This window comes from Achromobacter sp. FW305-C-30-7 (assembly GCF_058783105.1).
The window spans coordinates 530,101-548,219 of the sequence record NZ_JBYSYI010000002.1; the positions used below are offsets into that span (position 1 = coordinate 530,101).

Below are 18,119 nucleotides of genomic sequence, written 5' to 3' on the forward strand. Positions count from 1 at the left end.
CCTTACATGCGGGCCAGTACCGAGCCCCAGGTGAATCCGCCGCCCACGCCTTGCATCAGGATCAACTGGCCCGGCTTGACGCGGCCGTCGCGGCGCGCGGCATCCAGGGCCAGCGGCACGCTGGCCGCCGAGGTGTTGGCGTGGCTGTCGACGGTGACGACGACCTTCTCGACCGGCACGGCAAGCTTGCGCGCCAGGAAATTCAGGATGCGCACGTTGGCCTGGTGCGGGATCAGCCAATCGACGTCGGCGATCTCGACGCCCGCTTCGGCGCAGGTATCGCGCGCGGAACGGTCCAGCACCGTGACGGCCTGCTTGAACACAGCCTGTCCGTCCATGCGCAGGAACGGATCGCCGGTCACGTCGCCATAGGCGACGTTGCCCGCGGCGTTCAGGATCTTGGCCTGGCTGCCGTCGGCGTGCAATTGCGCGGCCAGGATGCCGGGCTTGTCGGACGCCTTGAGCACCACGGCGCCGGCGCCGTCGCCGAACAACACGCAGGTGCCGCGGTCGTTCCAGTCCAGGATGCGCGAGAAGACTTCGGCGCCAATGACCAGCGCGCAGCGCGCGCGGCCGGCGCGGATGAAGCTGTCGGCGGTGGTCATGGCGTAGACGAAACCGCTGCACACGGCCTGCACGTCAAATGCCGCCGAACCCTTGGCGCCGAGATTGGCCTGCACGATGCAGGCGGTGCTCGGGAACACGAAATCAGGAGTCGACGTGGCCAGCACGATCAGGTCGACCTCGGACGCGTCCACGCCCGCGTCGGCCAGCGCGCGGCGCGAGGCCTCGGTGGCAAGCTGGCTGGTGGTCACGCCGCGTTCGGCCAGGTGGCGCTGGCGGATGCCGGTGCGCTCGACGATCCATTCGTCGGAAGTGGCGATGTCGCGCGTCGCCAGTTCCGCCGCCAGTTCGTCATTCGAAACCACGCGTTCCGGCAGGAAGCTGCCGGTGCCCGCGATCACGGAATATTTCATTGCGGTATCCATCAAGCGGTGTCCCCAGCCACGTTCGGCGGCGATGCCGTTGGGCCCTCGCCAGACTGAACGCGCTTGGTAATCTGAGCGACCGTCTCGGCGGTGCGCTCCAGCAGTTTACTCACTACGGCTTCGCGGGCGCGCTGCAACGCAAATCCATAGGCGTAGACGTCCGCGGAACCATGGCTCTTGATGACCACGCCGCGCAGGCCCAACAAGGCGGCGCCGTTATAGCGGCGGTTGTCGACGCGGGTGCGCAGGCGGTTGAGCACCGGCTTGGCCACCGCGCCGGCCAGCAGCGTGATCAGATTGCGTTTGAACTCTTCGCGAATGACGCTGGACAACATCTTCGCCAGCCCTTCGACGGACTTGAGCACGACGTTGCCGACGAAACCGTCGCAGACGACGACGTCGACCGTGCCCTTGAATATGTCATTGCCTTCCACGTTGCCGTAGAAGTTGAGCGGGCTGCTTCGAAGAAGCTCGGCGGCTTCCTTGACGACTTCGTTGCCCTTGATGACCTCTTCGCCGATATTGAGCAAGCCCACGGAGGGACGCTCGCGATGGTCCACCGCCTGCGACAGCGCGGCGCCCATGATGGCGAATTGGAGCAGGTGCTCGGCCGTGCAGTCCACATTCGCGCCCAGGTCCAGCACCGTGGTGGCGCGGCCCGTCTGGTTCGGAATGGACGTGGCGATCGCGGGGCGGTCTATGCCGTCCAGCGTCTTGAGCACATAGCGTGAAATGGCCATCCACGCGCCGGTATTGCCCGCGGAAACGCAGGCGTCGGCGCGCCCGTCCTTGACGGACTGGGCGGCCAGGCGCATGGAGGAGTCTTTTTTGCGGCGCAGGGCGACCTCAACCGGGTCGTCCATGGTGACGACTTCGGAAGCCGCCACGATTTCAATGCGATCGCGCGCTACCCCACGGTGCTCGGAGAGCGCCGCTTCAATAGCGTCGGGAAGCCCGACCAGCAATAGCCGGGTATCCGGAAATTGCCGGGCGAACTCGATCGCAGCCGGAATCGTGACGGGCAGACCGAAGTCTCCGCCCATACAGTCTATGGCGATGCGTATCACGGGTGCCAGGTATCAGCGCTCAGCCGAAATGGTCCGAGTACGAGTTCGGCCCGGGGGCCTTATTCGTCGGCCTTGGTCTTCAGGACCTTGCGGCCGCGGTAGAAGCCGTTGGGGCTGATGTGGTGACGCAGATGCGCTTCGCCCGTGTTGGGTTCGATCGCCGTCGGCGGGTTCACCAGAAAATCGTGCGAGCGGTGCATACCGCGCTTGGACGGGGACTTCTTGTTTTGTTGAACGGCCATGATGACTCCTAGAAACGGGGCGCATTGTACGCGATGCGGCCCGATGTTGATCTCAATCTTTGTGCTTCAGTTGTTCCAGCACCGCAAACGGCGACGGACGCTTGACAGCGGGCTCCTCGGGAGAAGCTTCGCTGACCTTGGCCAGCGCGCCCGGGCATACATCATGCTTGGGCACATACGGAACGCTCAGAATGAGCTCATCTTCGATCTGGGCCAGCAGATCAAAATGATGCGAACCCACCACCTTTTCAGGCAGGTTGGACACAAAACCATTTCCTTCTTCGTCCTCGTCGTCCTCGCCGGATGACTCCCCATAGGAAGCATCGTCGTCGAGATCGGCTTCGGACTTGACCAGCTGCAAGAGGACTTCGCTGTCGATCGGATACACAAACGGTTCATTGCACCGCTGACACACCAGAACCGGATTCGCCTGAACATGGACATGCAGCAGCGGCCGGCCCAGCAAGAGGCCGGATTTACCCATTTCGCCGCGCACGGACCACGTCACCAGCCCGGCCTCGCCCAGCGGTTGTTCGGGTAGCCCGTCAACCGCGCGCGTAAACCGCACAAGAGGTATGGTTCCTTGCGCTTCCTTGCCCATGTGGGCAAATGCGTATGCATCGATGCGCTTGATGTTCAGTCCTTTGCATTCGCGGGGTTGTGCATGCGCCTGTATGCAGTGGGTTTAACCACCCGCCGCAGCGGGCTTAACGCCCAGCCATGCAAAAATCCCGCAAAACGTTAGATAATACTGTGACTTACGCATTAACGTCAAATATCGCATGCCTTCAAAGCCTAGCCTGATCCTCGCGTCCAGCTCGCGTTACCGCAAAGAACTGCTGTCCCGCCTGCGCCTGCCCTTCACGGCGATTTCCCCCGATGTAGACGAAACGCCACAGTCCGGCGAAACGCCGGAAGCCCTGGCGCTGCGCCTGTCCGTGGCCAAGGCCATGGCGGTCGCAGCCAAGCATCCCGGCAGCATCGTGATCGGCTCGGACCAGGTGGCCACCGTGGACGGACAGCCCATAGGCAAGCCGGGGGATTTCCCGCGCGCCCTGGCGCAATTGCGGGCCTTGTCGGGTCAAATCGTGGAATTCCACAGCGCCCTGGCCGTCACCGACGGCCAACGGGTGGAAAAAGCCGACATTGTCACGCGCTGCCGTTTCCGCCATTTGACGGACGGCGCCATCGAGGCCTATCTGCGCGCCGAGGAACCCTACGATACCGCAGGCAGCGCCAAGGCGGAAAGCCTGGGCATCGCGCTTATGGAGAGCATCCAGAGCGACGACCCCACCGCCATCATCGGCCTGCCGCTGATCGCACTAACTCGCATGCTGACGCAGTTCGGCCTGGATCCGCTGGACGCCCCTGGAGCCGCCGCATGAGCGGCGCGCTGCACCTGATCCCGGTCGGCCTGGGCGAAGCCCCGCCCGAGCGCTGGCTACCCGCCGAGGTCCGCACCCTGGCGGGCCGGCTGGACACCTATATCGCCGAAAACGCCAAGACCGCCCGCGCCTTCCTCAAGCTGATCGGCACCGTCCGGCCGCTGCAGGAAATCACCATCCACACCCTGAACGACAAGGTCGACGCCGCCCAGATCAAGGCCTGGCTGGAGCCTGCGCTCAAGGGCGCGGAAATCGGCCTGGTTTCCGAGGCCGGCTGCCCCGCCGTCGCGGATCCGGGGGCCAAGGTCGCGGACGCCGCTCACCGCCTGGGCATCGCCGTCAAGCCCTGGGTCGGCCCATCCTCCATCCTGCTGGGCCTGATGGCCAGCGGACTGGACGGCCAGCGCTTCGCCTTCCATGGCTACGCGCCTGTGGATCCGGCGGAACGCGCCAAGCAGCTGCGCGCCTGGGAACAGCACTCGGCCAAGCACAACCAGACCCAACTGCTGATCGAAACCCCCTATCGCAACGCCGCCATGTTCGCCACGCTGCTGGCCAGCCTGAAAGGCGACACCAAGCTGTGCGTGGCGCGCTCGGTCACGACCGTCGACGAATGGATCGTCACCCGCAGCGTGGCCGACTGGAAAAAGCAGCCAGCGCCCCAGCTCGACAAGCTGCCCACGCTGTTCCTCTTCCTGGCGCGCTGACCCATGCGCCGCCTGATTCTTGCGCCGCTTGCCGCGGCCATCCTGGCAGGGTGCGCCGCGCGCGGCCCCGCCGGCCTGGACCTGGACACTTCGATCACCGCGGTCAGCCAGGCCAGCCGGGTACGCAGCATCGTGCTGCACTACACCAGCGTCGACGACGCCCGTTCGATGGAATTGCTCTCCAAGGGCAAGGTCAGCTCCCATTATCTGGTCAACGACGCTGGACACGTCTACCGGCTGGTGGACGAGAGCCGCGCCGCCTGGCACGCCGGCGCCAGCTCCTGGTACGGCAACATCGCCATGAACAGCACGTCCATCGGCATAGAAATCGTCAATCCAGGCTGGACGGAGGGCACGGACGGCAAGCCCGTCTGGCACCCCTATAACGACCGGCAATTGCGCGCGCTGACCATACTCGTACGCGATATTGCGCAGCGCCACGGCATCGCGCCCGAAAACATCGTGGGCCACAGCGACATCGCCCCGCAGCGCAAGGTCGACCCTGGCCCCCTTTTCCCCTGGAAAGCCCTGGCCGCGTCGGGAATCGGGCGCTGGTATGACGAAACCGGCGCCGCCGAGCACCTTGCGCGCCTGCAGATCCAGGGCGCCCCCGACGTGGCGTGGTTCCAGAAGCAGTTGACGCGGTTGGGCTACGCCTGCCCGCAGGACGGCGCGCTGGATCCAGCCACGATCGGCGCACTGGCCGCCTTCCAGATGCACTACCGGCCGGCGCTGTACGACGGCCAGCCCGACGCCGAAACCGCCGCCATCATGCTGGCGATGTTGTAGAACCGGCCAGCCTCAGCGCCGCGCGCGTAGCCACGCGAACAGCCGCCAGCCCAGCAGCAGGGCCAGCACGGCGGCGTAGAGCGCGGGTTGAGTCAGGTCGTTCTTGCCTGCCTTGTGCCACCAGTAATGCAGCACCGCCAGCAGCCCGATGGCATAGATGGCGCGATGCAGGCTCTGCCAGCGCTTGCCCAGCTTGCGCATGGCCCATTGCGTCGAGGTGGCCGCCAGCGCGGTCATCAGCACGAACGCCGCGAATCCCACCATGATGAAGGGACGTTCGCCGATATCCCGCAGCATGCCCGCCGGATCGAAACCGCGGTCCCACCAGACCCAGGCCATGAAATGCATGGACCCATAGAAGAACGCGAACAGGCCGCACATGCGGCGCAAGCGCACCAGGGCGGGCTGGCCGGTCAGCCGGCGCAGCGGCGTGATGGCCAGCGTCACGAGCAGGCAGACCAAGGTCCAGGTGCCCGAGGAACGGGTCAGGAACTCGACGGGATTCGCCGTCAGCCCGTTGTTCACGCCCAGCCAGATCCAGCGCGCGAAAGGCGTCAGCCCAAGCAGGAACAGGAACGGCTTGAAACGCCCTACCGCCTTGGCAGAAAGCTGTGTCTTGCGTGGCGGCGCAGCGGGAACCGCCTGCGGAGTGCCATCAGGCATACGAACGCCTCAATAGTTCGCCTTTAGATCCATGCCCTGGTAGAGCGCCGCCACCTGCTCGCCATAACCATTGAACATCAAGGTCTTGCGCTTGGGCGAGAACAGGCCGTCCTCGCCGATACGGCGCTCGGTGGCCTGACTCCAGCGTGGATGGGGCACGTCCGGGTTCACATTGGCGTAGAAGCCATACTCCTGCGGCGCGGCCTTGATCCAGGACGACACGGGCAGCTTTTCCACCAGACGGATCTTCACCAGGGACTTGGCCGACTTGAAACCGTACTTCCAGGGCACGGCCAAACGGAGCGGCGCACCGTTCTGGTTCGGCAGCACGCGGCCGTAGACGCCGAACACCAGCATGGCCAGGGGATTCATGGCCTCATCGATACGCAGGCCCTCCACGTAGGGCCAATCCAGGACGCCGGAGCGCACGCCGGGCATGTTCTCGCGCTGCACGGCGGTCACGAATTCCACGTACTTGGCGTTGCCCGTGGGTTCCGTCTGCTTGAGCAGCGCCGACAGCGAATACCCCACCCAGGGGATCACCATGGACCAGCCCTCGACGCAGCGCAGCCGGTAGACGCGATCTTCCATCGGCGCCAGCTTCAGCAGTTCCTCTATGGAAAACGTGCGCGGCTTGCCGACTTCGCCCTCGACGCTCACGCTCCAGGGACGGGTCTGCAATTTGCCGGCGTTGGCGGCTGGATCATCCTTATCCATGCCGAACTCGTAATAGTTGTTGTACGAGGTGATGTCGGCCAGCGAGGTCTGCTTGTCCATGACGCTCAGGGCGGCGTTGGCCTTGCCCGGCAGCGCGCCGGCCTCCTGGGCATGCGCGCTGCGCGTGGCCCAGCCTGGCAGGCCCGCGGCGGCGGCAACCACCCCGGCGCGCAACATCAGTTCGCGGCGCGAACGCCAGACGGCCTCGGAGGTGATCTCGGACGGAAGAAAATCGTCGGGCTTGCGTATCAGCATCATGGTCTCCGGTGTAGCGCCCGCAGGATCATGGGCGCGCCCTGCGCAAGCCATGGACGCCGCGCCGCCCCATGATATTCCGCGGCAGGCGGCGCTTGCGGGTATTTCCTATAGACCCGAGCCGGCGGCAGGCGTTCCGCGCCCGGGGAAACCCGGGCGACAGACAGCGGCTAGACCCGCGGCAACAGCCACTCGCGCACCTTCGGCACGCTGTCGAGCACAGCTTGGGGCGAGCAACCCTCAAGTTCCTTCAGGGTATGCGCGCCATAGGTCACGCCCAGGCCGTGCACGCCGGCATTGATCGCCATCTGCAGATCGTGCGAGGTGTCACCCACCATCACCACGCGATCCGGATCCACGTCCAACTCCTGCATCAGTTCATGCAGCATGGCGGGATGCGGCTTGCTGAAAGTCTCGTCAGCGGTACGGGTGGCGTCGAACAGCGGCCCCAGGCCAGTTGCGGCCAGCGCGCGGGTCAGGCCCACGCGGCTCTTGCCGGTCGCCACCGCCAGGCGCACGTTCTGCCCCGCCAGTTCGGCCAGCAGTTCCTGCACACCCTCGAACAGGCGCAACTCCGGGTCGCGCAGCAGGTAATGCGTGCGGTAGCGCTCCAGGAAGCGCGGCAGCATCGCCTGCGTCAGGTCCGGCACCGCGCGGCGCAAGGCGCTTTCCAGGGACAGGCCTATCACCCAGCTGGCGTCGGATGCCGACGGCACCGCCAGTTCCAGGTCGCGGCAGGCGCCCTGGATGGCTGCCACGATGCTGTGCGTGGAATCCATCAGGGTGCCATCCCAGTCAAAAACGACCAGCGAATACGACATAATCAGACCGACTCCAGTTGTTTCAGTATTTGCCGGCAGGCGGGGGGCAGCTCGGCGGTAAGCGTGAGGGGCTCGCCCGTCACCGGGTGGGCCAAGGTCAATTGATGGGCATGCAGGAACATCCTGCCAAAGCCCATGCGAGCGAACTCCGCCCGCACCTCATCGTGACCGTATTTATCGTCACCGACGATGGGAAAGCCGCTGGCGGCCAGATGCACCCGGATCTGGTGGGTACGGCCGGTGCGCAATTCAGCGTCGACCAGACTATAGCCACCCAGCCGCTGCTTGAGTGTGACGATGGTGTGCGCCGACTGGCCGTCTGGATCGACCTTTACCCGGCGTTCGCCGGACTGGGTGGTCCACTTGGACAGGCCCAGCTTGATGTGCTGGCGGTCATTGACCCAATCGCCCTCGACCAGGGCCAGGTAGTGCTTATCCCCTTTTCCTTCGCGCAGCATGGCGTGCAGCGCCAGCAAGGCGCTGCGCTTCTTGGCCACCATCAAGAGGCCAGAGGTTTCCCGGTCCAGGCGGTGGACCAGCTCCAGGAATTTTGCGCCGGGCCGGGCTGCCCGCAATTGCTCGATCACGCCAAAGGACACGCCGCTGCCGCCATGGACCGCCACGCCAGCGGGCTTGTCCACCACCAGCAGGGCCTCGTCCTCGAACACCACCGGGAACTCTGCGCCGGGCACCGGACGGGGCTTGCCGGGATCGGGCAAGCGCAAGGGCGGAATACGCACCACATCGCCTTCGGCGACCCTGTAGTCGGCCGAAGTACGTCCCTTATTTATCCGCACCTCGCCGCCGCGGATGGCCTTGTATATGTGGGTTTTGGGGACGCCCTTGCACAGTCTGGCCAGAAAGTTGTCCAGGCGCTGGCCGGCCTGCTCGGCGTCGACCTCCACCATGCGGACGGCGGGGGGAGCTTTAGAGAGGGTTTTCGAGGAGGAAGTTTCTTTGCGCATTGCGGAAAGCGACATATAATCGGGACAGCCTAAAGGGGCTGAACTAGCCGCCTGACGTAGAGATGCAACGTTACGCAACTCCGTCGAGCGCGCGGGCCGCCATTGTACTGCCTGCTCATTCAACCCCTGGGGTCATTTGGTCGCCGGCGCAACCGCGCCCTGCCGGATAGTGGTGTGGCATTCATTTTGCCCGCTGTCCCAGCAGGTCCGTTGCATGCCGCAAGCGGCTCTGAAGCACCGCAAGAATCGTCGCATATTTAAAGCACCAGCTGCGCGTGGGCAACCAATCCGACCGCAACTGCCGTTCACAGCACTTTTCCGTCAAACCACATTCAGTGAAGCTGACCCTCCTGCTGACAGAACCCCGAGCCCCACGGCTCGACGTGCCCGCCTGACCCGCGGCGGATACGCCTGGGCGCCGCCCAGGTACGGTCCGCATTTCTTGCCCGCTTCAGCCGCAGCCCGAGTGACCCGAGGTCACGCGCCGATATCGGCGCGTCATGACAACGGAGAACCCCTCTCATGAAGCGCATGCTGTTCAATGCGACGCATCAGGAAGAATTACGCGTCGCTATCGTCGATGGGCAAAAACTCATCGACCTCGACATCGAGACTGCCGGCCGCGAACAACGCAAAGGCAACATCTACAAAGGTGTCATCACCCGGATCGAACCCGGCCTCGAGGCTTGCTTCGTCAACTACGGCGAAGACCGCCACGGCTTCCTGCCCTTCAAGGAAGTAGCCCGCAGCTTCTTCAAGGAAGGCGTGGACGTCCGCAGCGCCCGCATCCAGGACGCCCTGCGCGAAGGCCAGGAACTGATCGTCCAGGTTGAAAAGGAAGAGCGCGGCAACAAGGGCGCCGCCCTGACCACGTTCATCTCGCTGGCTGGCCGCTACCTGGTCCTGATGCCCAACAACCCCCGCGGCGGCGGTGTTTCGCGCCGCGTCGAGGGCGAGGACCGCCAGGAACTGCGCGACACCATGGAGCAGCTCGATCTGCCCCAGGGCATGAGCATCATCGCCCGTACCGCCGGCATCGGCCGCAACGTCGAAGAACTCCAGTGGGACCTGTCCTATCTGTTGCAGCTCTGGACGGCCATCGATGGCGCCGCGCGCGACAACTCCGCGCCCATCCTGATCTACCTGGAATCCAGCCTGGTCATCCGGGCCATCCGCGACTACTTCTCCCCGGAAATCGGTGAGATCCTCATCGATACCGACGAGATCGCCGATCAGGCCACGGCCTTTATGAGCGTGGTGATGCCGGACAACGTCCAGCGCGTCAAACGCTACCGCGACGATATCCCGCTGTTCTCCCGCTTCCAGATCGAACACCAGATCGAAACGGCCTACTCGCGCACGGTGACGCTGCCTTCGGGCGGCGCCATCGTCATCGACCACACCGAAGCCCTGGTTTCCGTGGACGTCAACTCGGCCCGCTCCACGCGCGGCGCCGACATCGAGGAAACCGCGCTGCGCACCAACTCGGAAGCCGCCGACGAAGTGGCCCGCCAGTTGCGTTTGCGCGACCTGGGCGGCCTGATCGTCATCGACTTCATCGACATGGAGGACAGCAAGAACCAGCGCGCCGTCGAACAGCGCCTGCGTGACGCCCTCCATTTCGACCGCGCCCGCGTCCAGATGGGCAAGATTTCGCGCTTCGGCCTGATGGAACTGTCGCGCCAGCGCCTGCGCCCGGCCCTGAACGAAGGCTCGCACATCACCTGCCCGCGCTGCAACGGCACCGGCGTGATCCGCGACGCCGAGTCCAGCGCCCTGCACGTGCTGCGCCTGCTGCAAGAAGAAGCCATGAAGGAAAACACCGCCGCCGTGCACGCCCAAGTGCCGGTCGACGTGGCTACCTACCTGCTGAACGAAAAGCGCGCCGACATCACCAAGATGGAAGCCCGCCTCAAGGTCAACCTGATGCTGATCCCCAACAAGCATCTGGAAACGCCGCACCACCACATCGAGCGCCTGCGCCACGACGATCCGCGCCTGGAAGAACTGAAGACCAGCTTCGAACTGGTTGAAGCTCCGGCCACGGACGCCCCCTGGCAGCCGCGCGAGCACGAGATCAAGTCCCGTCCGGAAGCGCTGGTCAAGGGCATCACGCCTTCGCAGCCCGCTCCGGTTTCAACCCCGGCTCCCGCCGCGGCGGCTCCCGCTCCGGCAGCAGCCGGCGGCCTGGGCGGCCTGTTCAAGCGCCTGTTCGGCTGGCTGGGAGGCAGCTCCGAGGCGGCCAAGCCCGCTCCCGCCGCCCAGGAAGACAGCGCCAAGCGCGCCAGCTCCGGCCGCGGCAAGGGCCGCAGCGGCCATGACGGCCAGGAACGCCGTGGCGAACGCCATGGTTCGGACCGCAACCGCAACCGCCGCGGCGAGTCGCGCACCGAAGGCGCCGAAGGCAGCGAGGGCGGCCGCCATCACGTGCGCGGCAACCGCCGCCCCGAAGGCGAACGCCAGGAACGCGGCGATCGCCACAACCGCAACGAAGCCCGCGGCGAACGCGACACCCAGGCCACGCAAGCGGCCCTGGCGTCCAATCGTCCCGAGCAAGCCGTGGAAGCCGGCGGCGAAGATGCCGGCGCCGGTCGCAACCGCCGTCGCGGCCGCGGCCGCAACCGCCGCGAGGAAGGCCAGTCCGACGCGCCGATGAGCGAACAGGAAAGCATGGTCGCCGCCCTGGCGCAGACGGTTGCCACCGCTCTGCCCGAGACCAAGCCTGCCCCTGAAGCTGCCGAGCTGGTCGCCGAAACCTCCGAAACCGTCGAACAGGCCGCCGATGGCGTGCCCGGCATCGAAGGCGCCGAAGGCGCGGCCGATCCCGAGCGCAAGCGCCGCCGCCGCCGCAGCCGCCGTGGCCGCCGCAGCCCGGACGAAGCAGGTCTGGCCGGCAGCGATGAGCAGCTCGAAGATGGCGCCGACGATGACGGCGCCGAGCAATCGGAAGACTCCGCTGCCCAGCCCGCCGTGAGCGCCGCGCAAGCCGTGGAGCCGGCCCCGGTCCAGCAGGTCGCAGCCGCTCCGGCCCAGCCTCAGCAAGTCGAAGCCGCTCCGGTGCAAGTCCAAGAGGCTGCAGCCGCACCGGCTGAACCCGCCAAGGTTGCCGCCACTCCGGTTGCAGCCCAACAGGTCGAACCCGTGCAAGCCGCTGAAGCCGTGGCCCAGCCCGTGCAGACGGTGGCCCCCGAGGTAACGCAGCCGGTTTCCGTGCAAGCCGCGAGCGAGGCTTCCGCCCCCGCAGCGTCCGAACAGACACCGGTGGAAGCCGCTGCCGTCGAACCCGTGCTCACGCCCGCCCCTGCCGCCCCCGTCGCCCCTGCCGCGCCGGTGGTCCAGGAAACGGCGGCCCCGGCGCCTGCCGCCGCGCCCGTAGCCAGCCAGCCCATCGTGGTGCCGGCAGTTGCTCCGTCGGCCAAGGCCCAAGCCCTGCATGACGTGGTCAACGCTGCTGGCCTGCAGTGGGTGGAAACCGATCCGGACCGCCACGCACAGACCCAGCTGCGCATCGCCGCGGCGCATACGCCGGTCCGCCTGGGCCGCGAGCGCAAGCCGGTCGCGTCCGTTTCCAACGAGCCGCTGGTTCAGGTCGAAACGCGCCACTAAGCCGCAAGCCCGCAAAGGCTTGCGACGCGCAATACCCCGCACCCCGGGAGCTGGATCTCGATCCAGTTTCCGGGGTGTTTTTCATGGTGGACCCGATGCGCGGTCATGCTGACGCGGCCCATCCCCGGTGCGCCAGGCCCCATGCGACTCGCCGGCGCCCCGCGCCTCTCAATCGCCTTCTATCCGCTCCGCAGGCAGGTTCAAGGCCAGCCCGGCTTCTTCCACGAACGCTTCCGCCAGCGCCGAATGCGGCATGTGCCGGGCCCAGAGGATCCCCATGCGGCGCAGCGGCGCCCGCCCCGGCAGCGGCACGCGCTTGACGCGCCGGCTGTCCAGCCAATCCGGCGCCCAGTCGGGCACCAGCGACACCCCCAATCCTTCCGACACCATGCAGGCGATGCCCATCAGGCCGTCGACCTCCAGGCGCTCGCGCGGCACGATGCCGTGCTGGCGCAGGTACTGGTCCGCCAGGCGGCCGCCCCAGACGTTGCGGTCGTAGCGGATGAAGGGCTGCGTGCTCATCAGGTCATGGGCGTCGTTGCTCGCGGTGTCGGGCGGCGCCAGCACCACCAGCGGCTCTTCCGCCACCAGTTTCCAGGCATAGCCCTTGGACAGGTTGAACTGGGGCTTGACGATGAAGGCCGCATCCAGGTCGCCGTTGATCACCCGGTGATACAGGTGATTGGACGTGCCCGGCTCGATGAAGACGGCAAGTTTGGGCAGGCGCCGGTACAGGCGCGCCAGCACGATGGGCATGATGCCCGTCAGCGCCGACACCGACACGCCCAGGCGCAGTTCGCCCAAGGGCGCATCGTCGCTGGCGCTGGCGCGCAGGTCCCGCACCTCGCGCAGCACGCCGCGGGCGCGCTCCAGCACTTTCAGGCCCGCCTCGGTAGCCTTGACGCTGCGGCCGACGCGCTTGATGAGCGTGGCGCCCAATTCCTCTTCCAGGGTGCGCACCCGTGCCGCGATGGCGGCAGGCGTCAGGTCCAGCCGGCGCGCCGCCTCCGCCAGTGATCCGCATTCGACCACTGACACAAAACTCTGCACATATCGCGTATCCAAAACGTCCCCTTTTTTCTGTATGCTCGGTTTGCGCCAGGGCAAACCACAACAATTTTATGGATTGAAGCAATTAAACAGCAGATGTTCATCGGCCGGTTCGGTGCCAGAATCAGACGTTGCCGTCGCGCCGCCTGGCGCGCCCTTTTCATTCATCAGACAACGAGTAGAGACAATGAGCACCCAAGCCAGCATTCCCGGCGTTTTTTCTCCGGTCCTGACGCCATTCGACGCAGCCTATCGCCCGGCCTTGGGACGCTACGTGAAGCACTGCCGCTGGCTGCGCGAGCAATCCGTCGGCCTGGCCATATTCGGCACCAACTCAGAAGCCAACTCGCTGGCCCTGTCTGAAAAACGCAGCCTGCTGGACGCGCTGCTGGAAGCTGGCGTGGAGCCGTCCGCGCTGATGCCCGGCACCGGCGCCTGCGCGCTGCCCGACGCGATCGAGCTGACCCGCCACGCCGTGCGCAGCGGCAGCATGGGCGTGCTGGTCCTGCCGCCCTTCTACTACAAGGGCGTAAGCGACGAGGGCCTGTTCCGCTACTACGCCGAACTGATCGAAGGCGTGGACGACGACCGGCTGCGCATGTACCTGTACCACATCCCGCCCGTGAGCCAGGTGCCGCTCAGCCTGGACCTGATAGACCGCCTGCTGGACCGCTACCCCGGCCAGGTCGCGGGCGTGAAGGACAGCGGCGGCGACTGGAATAACACGGCGGCCATGATCGAGCGTTTTGCGCCGCGCGGCTTCCGGGTCTACGCGGGCAGCGAGGCTTTCCTGCTGCAGACGCTGCGCGCCGGCGGCGTGGGCTGCATCACGGCCACCGGCAACGTCAACCCGGGCCCGATCGTCGCGCTGCAACAGCGTTGGCAGGAAGCCGACGCCGACGCCCGCCAGGCCGGACTGAACGCGACCCGCAACGTGTTCGGCAAATTCCCCATGATCCCCGCGATGAAGGCCGCCATCGCCTGGAAGTCCGGCGACCCCGCCTGGGCGACGGTACGCCCGCCCCTGGTGGAACTGAACGCCGAACAGCGCACCGCCTTGCAGGCCGCCCTGGATGACAACGGCTTCGACATGCCGGGCGCGCAAGCGCTGGCGGACAACTAATCGCCAGTCCCGCAGGCGCGCCGCCGCCTGCGGAATCGCACAACACAGCGGCACATCCGCGGCAAAAAAACGCCCCCGCGCACGGTCCTGGATGGCCGTCCGCGGGGGCGTTTTTGCGTATGCGGCTGCGCGCCTCAGCTCACCACGCCGATGTTCCAGGGCACGAACTCGTGGTCGCCCAGCCCCAGCAGCTCGCTCTTGCTGCGCGTGCCGGAAGCCACCAGCAGGATTTCCTCGAAGATGCGCTGCGCAACTTCCTGCAACGTCGCGGTGCCGTCCAGGATGGCGCCGCAATTGACGTCCATGTCTTCCGTCAGCCTTTCATACATCGGCGTGTTGGTCGCCAGCTTGATCGACGGCACGGGCTTGGCGCCGAACATCGAGCCGCGTCCGGTCGTGAAACAGATCATGTTGGCCCCGCCGGCAATCTGCCCGGTCGCCGAGACAGGATCGAAGCCGGGCGTATCCATGAATACCATGCCGGGTTGGCGCACCGGCTCCGCGTATCGGTAGACCTCCATCAGCGCGGTGGTGCCGCCCTTCATCGAAGAACCCAGCGATTTCTCGAAGATATTGGCGAGGCCGCCCATCTGGTTGCCCGGGCTGACCTTGCCGTTGATCTGCACGTCGCGCCCGGGCGAATACTCTTCCTTCCACCAGCGGATACGCTGCACCAGCTTCTCGCCGACCTCGCGGTTGCGGGCACGCGACGTCAGCGTGTGCTCCACGCCGTAGATCTCCGGCGTTTCGGACAGGATGGCGGTGCCGCCGTGGCGCACCAGGATGTCCATGGCCGCGCCCAGCGCCGGATTGGCGGTGATGGACGAAAAGCCGTCCGACCCGCCGCATTGCAGCCCCACCGTCAGGTGCCGCGCCGGCAACGGCACGCGCTCGACCTCATTGGCCTGCGGCAGCAGGGCTTGCACTGCGGCGACGCCGGCCTCGATGGTTTTACGCGTGCCGCCGGTCTCCTGCATGATGAAGGTCTTCAGTCGCGCGCCCGCCTCCAGGCCCTGATCCTTGAGCAAGGCATCCAGCTGGTTGCGCTCGCAGCCCAGCCCGACGATCAGCACAGCGGCGAAGTTGGCATGGCAGGCATAGCCGCCCATCGTCCGGCGCAACAGGTCCATGGGTTCGCCCGACATCTCCATGCCGCAACCCATGCCATGGCTCAGCGCCACCACGCCATCCACGTTGGGATAGGCCGCCATCAGTTCCGGGGTGAAAGCCTCGGCAATACGATGCACCACCGTCGCCGAACAGTTGACCGTCGCCATGACGCCTATGTAATTGCGCGTGGCCACCTGCCCATTGGCGCGCACGATGCCGAGAAAGCGCGCCTGCTCGGACTCGGGCAAGACCGGCGTAGGCACGTAGTCGCGGGCGTGCGCGTAGTCGCGGTCGAACTCCTGGAAGTCCATATTGTGCGAGTGGACGTAGGTGCCCGCCGGAATGTCGCTGGCCGCAAAACCGATGCAGACGTTGTACTTGAGGATGGGCTCGCCGGCGCGCAGGTCGCGCGCCGCGATCTTGTGGCCGGCCGGAATCTGGCTGCGGCTGACGATGCCCTCGGAAGGCACGGCCGCGCCTATGCCGATGGGTACGCGCGCCACCACCACGTTGTCCGCGGAGTGCAGGCGGATGACGGGGCCGGCAGCGCGCTTTTCGCTTAAGTCGATCATATTTTGGTCTCGCAGGAATGAAGGGAACGCCCGGCCGCGGATGCCCTGGCGCGGGCAGGCCGGCTATTCGGGTTTGATGCCTATGTCGCGGATCAGCACGGACCAGCGCGGCAACTCCGCCCCCACGAAGCGTGTGAAGGTCTCGGAATCGCTACCCACCACCGTGAAACCCTGCTCGCTCAGCTTGGCCTGCATGTCACTCTGTTGCAGGGCCGCGCGGATGGAATCGGCAAGCTTGCCCACCACGGGCTTGGGCGTATTGGCCGGCGCAAACACGCCGTACCAGGTCGACACTTCAAAGTCCTTGAAGCCCGATTCAGCCAGGGTCGGAATCTGCGGCGCCTTGGGATCGCGCTTCAGGCTGGTAATGGCCAGCGGCCGGACCTTGCCCGAATTGATGTGCGGCAAGGCCACAGGAAGATTGGCGAACATGTACGGCACGTGCCCGCCCAGCACATCCGCCATGGCGGCCGATTCGCCCTTGTAGGGCACGTGCGTCACCTTGGTGCCCACCATGTGCGCGTACAGTTCCCCGGCAATGTGCTGCGGACCGCCCTGGCCCGACGAGGCGTAGCTCATGGCGCCGTCGCCCGCCTTGCGGATGTGCTCGGTGAGCTCCTGCACGGTCTTCGCGTCCACCAACGCCGGATTGACCACCAGGATCAGAGGCATGGTCACCACCTGCGACACCGGCGCGAAGTCCTTTTCAGGCTTGAACGGCAGGGACGGGAACAAGGAAGGGGCGACCACCATGGTGGACTGCGAGCCCAGGAACAGCGAATAGCCGTCGGCAGGCGAACGGGCCACGTTGTCGGCGGCGATGGTGCCAGTGGCGCCGGCCCGGTTCTCCACCACCACCTGCTGGCCCAGGCTTTCGGCCATCTTGGCGCCCACCAGGCGCGCCACGATGTCCGCGCCGCCGCCAGGAGCGAAACCCACGACCATGCGCAGCGGCTTGTTCGGAAACTCCTCGGCCGATGCGGCGGATGCGCCGCAGGACAGCGCGAGGGCCAGGCCAATAGCGGTGGCCATGCGCGTCAGCAGACGCGCGGGCGTACAGGGGTAGTTCATGCGTTGGTCTCCGTTTGTCGTCGTCGCGTCCCCTCGCCTGGCGCGGCCATGCGTGCTGCGGAGAATCAGGGGCCGCGCGGCGGCTCATTGTGTGTTGTGCGGTGCCTGGGCATTCTGGCCATTGCACTCCTTACCAACAAGTATGTGTACGCAGCGTCAGAACATAATATTTTTGTTGTTTTAGATTGAGCGGAAAGCCACGCAGCGCGGCAGCCCAAAAAAAATCCACCCCTGAGGGTGGATCTTTCTGTTTGGCGCGCCCTGGGGCCGCGCCAGGCTCGCGCAAGGCGGAATCAGAACTGGTAGGTGTAGGTCAGCTGCACCACGTCCAGGCCCGGGTTCGGGCGCTTGATGCTGGCATTGGAGAAGTGCGAATAGCGCAGGCCGATGCGATTGTTCGGCGTCACCAGAAAGCCCATGCCGATGTGGTCGCCAAACTGGAAGGCGGTGCTTATGTTCTCGTCGGCGAAGCGCGTGCTGGAGAACAGCGTGGCGCCGATACCCGCTTCGATGTAGAAGCGTTCGCCAGTCCACCAGCGGAACATCGGGATGGCGTTGAGCTGCCAGACATGGCTGGGCGAACGCGAACCGCTAGCCTTCCAGTACGACACGCCGAGTTCAGGCGTCAGGTCCAGGCGACCCCAGTTGCCGCCGAACTGGTAGGTCCAGACAGATGGCGTTTCGTAGTTCAGCGTCAGGCGCTGATAGTGGTCTCCAATGCCGTAATGCATGCTGACGCCGCCCTGGGTGCCTTCGGACGATTGGGCGCTTGCCAGCGACGCGGTTGCAGCCAGGGCAAGTCCCACAAGGCCGGTAAGCATCTTCTTCTTGGTCAACTGCATTGGAAAACTCCGTAGATTTCAAACCTAGTACGCAACATAGCAAAATCCGGGCCGGACGACTTGATTTCTGTCGCAGGCAGGCAACATCGCGGATGGAAAAGACTGTTCCGAATAACGTCCTTCAGATGCCTCCTGACAAACTCCC

General features: G+C 65.8%; 17 protein-coding genes. 5 read left to right on the plus strand and 12 right to left on the minus strand.

Annotation, left to right across the window (positions count from 1 at the left end; genetic code table 11):
- Window positions 1–2: 2 nt before the first annotated feature.
- The 4 genes from AC3WOB_RS09415 to AC3WOB_RS09430 are packed head-to-tail and all read right to left on the minus strand — an operon-like array spanning window position 3 to window position 2,899.
- Entirely contained in the window at window positions 3–989 is a 987-nt protein-coding gene (locus AC3WOB_RS09415; protein WP_013392225.1) for a beta-ketoacyl-ACP synthase III, read from the minus strand.
- Window positions 989–2,056, minus strand: a complete 1,068-nt coding sequence (gene plsX / locus AC3WOB_RS09420) for a phosphate acyltransferase PlsX (protein WP_013392224.1) — start codon at window positions 2,054–2,056, stop codon at window positions 989–991. Before plsX ends, AC3WOB_RS09415 begins: the two co-directional genes overlap by 1 nt.
- Window positions 2,057–2,115: 59 nt before the next feature.
- A complete protein-coding gene (gene rpmF, locus AC3WOB_RS09425) occupies window positions 2,116–2,298 on the minus strand; it encodes a 50S ribosomal protein L32 (protein WP_013392223.1) in 183 nt (60 codons plus the stop codon).
- Window positions 2,299–2,350: 52 nt separating this feature from the next.
- Window positions 2,351–2,899, minus strand: a complete 549-nt coding sequence (locus tag AC3WOB_RS09430; protein ID WP_013392222.1) for a YceD family protein — start codon at window positions 2,897–2,899, stop codon at window positions 2,351–2,353.
- Between the two features lie 181 nt (window positions 2,900–3,080).
- Between AC3WOB_RS09430 and AC3WOB_RS09435 the strand changes: the two genes are divergently transcribed.
- The 3 genes from AC3WOB_RS09435 to AC3WOB_RS09445 are packed head-to-tail and all read left to right on the plus strand — an operon-like array spanning window position 3,081 to window position 5,179.
- Window positions 3,081–3,683, plus strand: coding sequence for a Maf-like protein (locus tag AC3WOB_RS09435; protein ID WP_013392221.1), 603 nt, complete (start codon window positions 3,081–3,083; stop codon window positions 3,681–3,683).
- Entirely contained in the window at window positions 3,680–4,390 is a 711-nt protein-coding gene (locus tag AC3WOB_RS09440) for an SAM-dependent methyltransferase (protein WP_013392220.1), read from the plus strand. The genes AC3WOB_RS09435 and AC3WOB_RS09440 overlap by 4 nt, the downstream gene beginning before the upstream one ends.
- 3 nt (window positions 4,391–4,393) lie before the next feature.
- On the plus strand, window positions 4,394–5,179 hold the full coding sequence (locus tag AC3WOB_RS09445; RefSeq protein ID WP_013392219.1) for an N-acetylmuramoyl-L-alanine amidase: 786 nt from the start codon (window positions 4,394–4,396) through the stop codon (window positions 5,177–5,179).
- A gap of 12 nt (window positions 5,180–5,191) precedes the next feature.
- Here the strand turns inward: AC3WOB_RS09445 and msrQ are convergent, their stop codons facing one another.
- From msrQ to AC3WOB_RS09465, 4 genes are all read right to left on the minus strand, one after another.
- Window positions 5,192–5,842 (minus strand): protein-methionine-sulfoxide reductase heme-binding subunit MsrQ, encoded by a 651-nt coding sequence (msrQ, locus tag AC3WOB_RS09450; protein WP_492274815.1) that lies wholly within the window; start codon window positions 5,840–5,842, stop codon window positions 5,192–5,194.
- 9 nt (window positions 5,843–5,851) lie between these two features.
- The gene (gene msrP / locus AC3WOB_RS09455; protein WP_013392217.1) at window positions 5,852–6,814 is read right to left on the minus strand and encodes a protein-methionine-sulfoxide reductase catalytic subunit MsrP; all 963 of its coding nucleotides are present in this window, start codon (window positions 6,812–6,814) and stop codon (window positions 5,852–5,854) included.
- Between the two features lie 170 nt (window positions 6,815–6,984).
- Window positions 6,985–7,635, minus strand: coding sequence for an HAD family hydrolase (locus AC3WOB_RS09460; protein WP_013392216.1), 651 nt, complete (start codon window positions 7,633–7,635; stop codon window positions 6,985–6,987).
- Window positions 7,636–7,637: 2 nt separating this feature from the next.
- Window positions 7,638–8,600: an RluA family pseudouridine synthase gene (locus AC3WOB_RS09465; protein WP_492274816.1), complete on the minus strand. Its 963-nt coding sequence runs from the start codon at window positions 8,598–8,600 to the stop codon at window positions 7,638–7,640.
- A 522-nt stretch (window positions 8,601–9,122) separates the two neighbouring features.
- Between AC3WOB_RS09465 and AC3WOB_RS09470 the strand changes: the two genes are divergently transcribed.
- Window positions 9,123–12,206 carry an Rne/Rng family ribonuclease gene (locus AC3WOB_RS09470; protein ID WP_492274817.1) on the plus strand — a complete coding sequence of 1,028 codons (3,084 nt, stop codon included), beginning with the start codon at window positions 9,123–9,125 and terminating at the stop codon, window positions 12,204–12,206.
- 168 nt (window positions 12,207–12,374) lie between these two features.
- Here the strand turns inward: AC3WOB_RS09470 and AC3WOB_RS09475 are convergent, their stop codons facing one another.
- Complete coding sequence (locus AC3WOB_RS09475; protein ID WP_041652698.1) at window positions 12,375–13,271, minus strand: LysR family transcriptional regulator; 897 nt, start codon at window positions 13,269–13,271, stop codon at window positions 12,375–12,377.
- Window positions 13,272–13,443: 172 nt separating this feature from the next.
- Between AC3WOB_RS09475 and AC3WOB_RS09480 the strand changes: the two genes are divergently transcribed.
- On the plus strand, window positions 13,444–14,379 hold the full coding sequence (locus tag AC3WOB_RS09480; RefSeq protein ID WP_492274818.1) for a dihydrodipicolinate synthase family protein: 936 nt from the start codon (window positions 13,444–13,446) through the stop codon (window positions 14,377–14,379).
- A gap of 134 nt (window positions 14,380–14,513) precedes the next feature.
- On the opposite strand, the gene AC3WOB_RS09485 is transcribed toward AC3WOB_RS09480, so the two are convergent.
- The 3 genes from AC3WOB_RS09485 to AC3WOB_RS09495 form a co-directional block, all read right to left on the minus strand.
- Window positions 14,514–16,061: a UxaA family hydrolase gene (locus AC3WOB_RS09485; RefSeq protein WP_013392211.1), complete on the minus strand. Its 1,548-nt coding sequence runs from the start codon at window positions 16,059–16,061 to the stop codon at window positions 14,514–14,516.
- Window positions 16,062–16,124: 63 nt separating this feature from the next.
- The gene (locus AC3WOB_RS09490) at window positions 16,125–17,132 is read right to left on the minus strand and encodes a Bug family tripartite tricarboxylate transporter substrate binding protein (protein ID WP_013392210.1); all 1,008 of its coding nucleotides are present in this window, start codon (window positions 17,130–17,132) and stop codon (window positions 16,125–16,127) included.
- A 293-nt stretch (window positions 17,133–17,425) separates the two neighbouring features.
- Window positions 17,426–17,974, minus strand: a complete 549-nt coding sequence (locus AC3WOB_RS09495) for an acyloxyacyl hydrolase (RefSeq protein WP_013392209.1) — start codon at window positions 17,972–17,974, stop codon at window positions 17,426–17,428.
- Window positions 17,975–18,119: the final 145 nt, after the last annotated feature.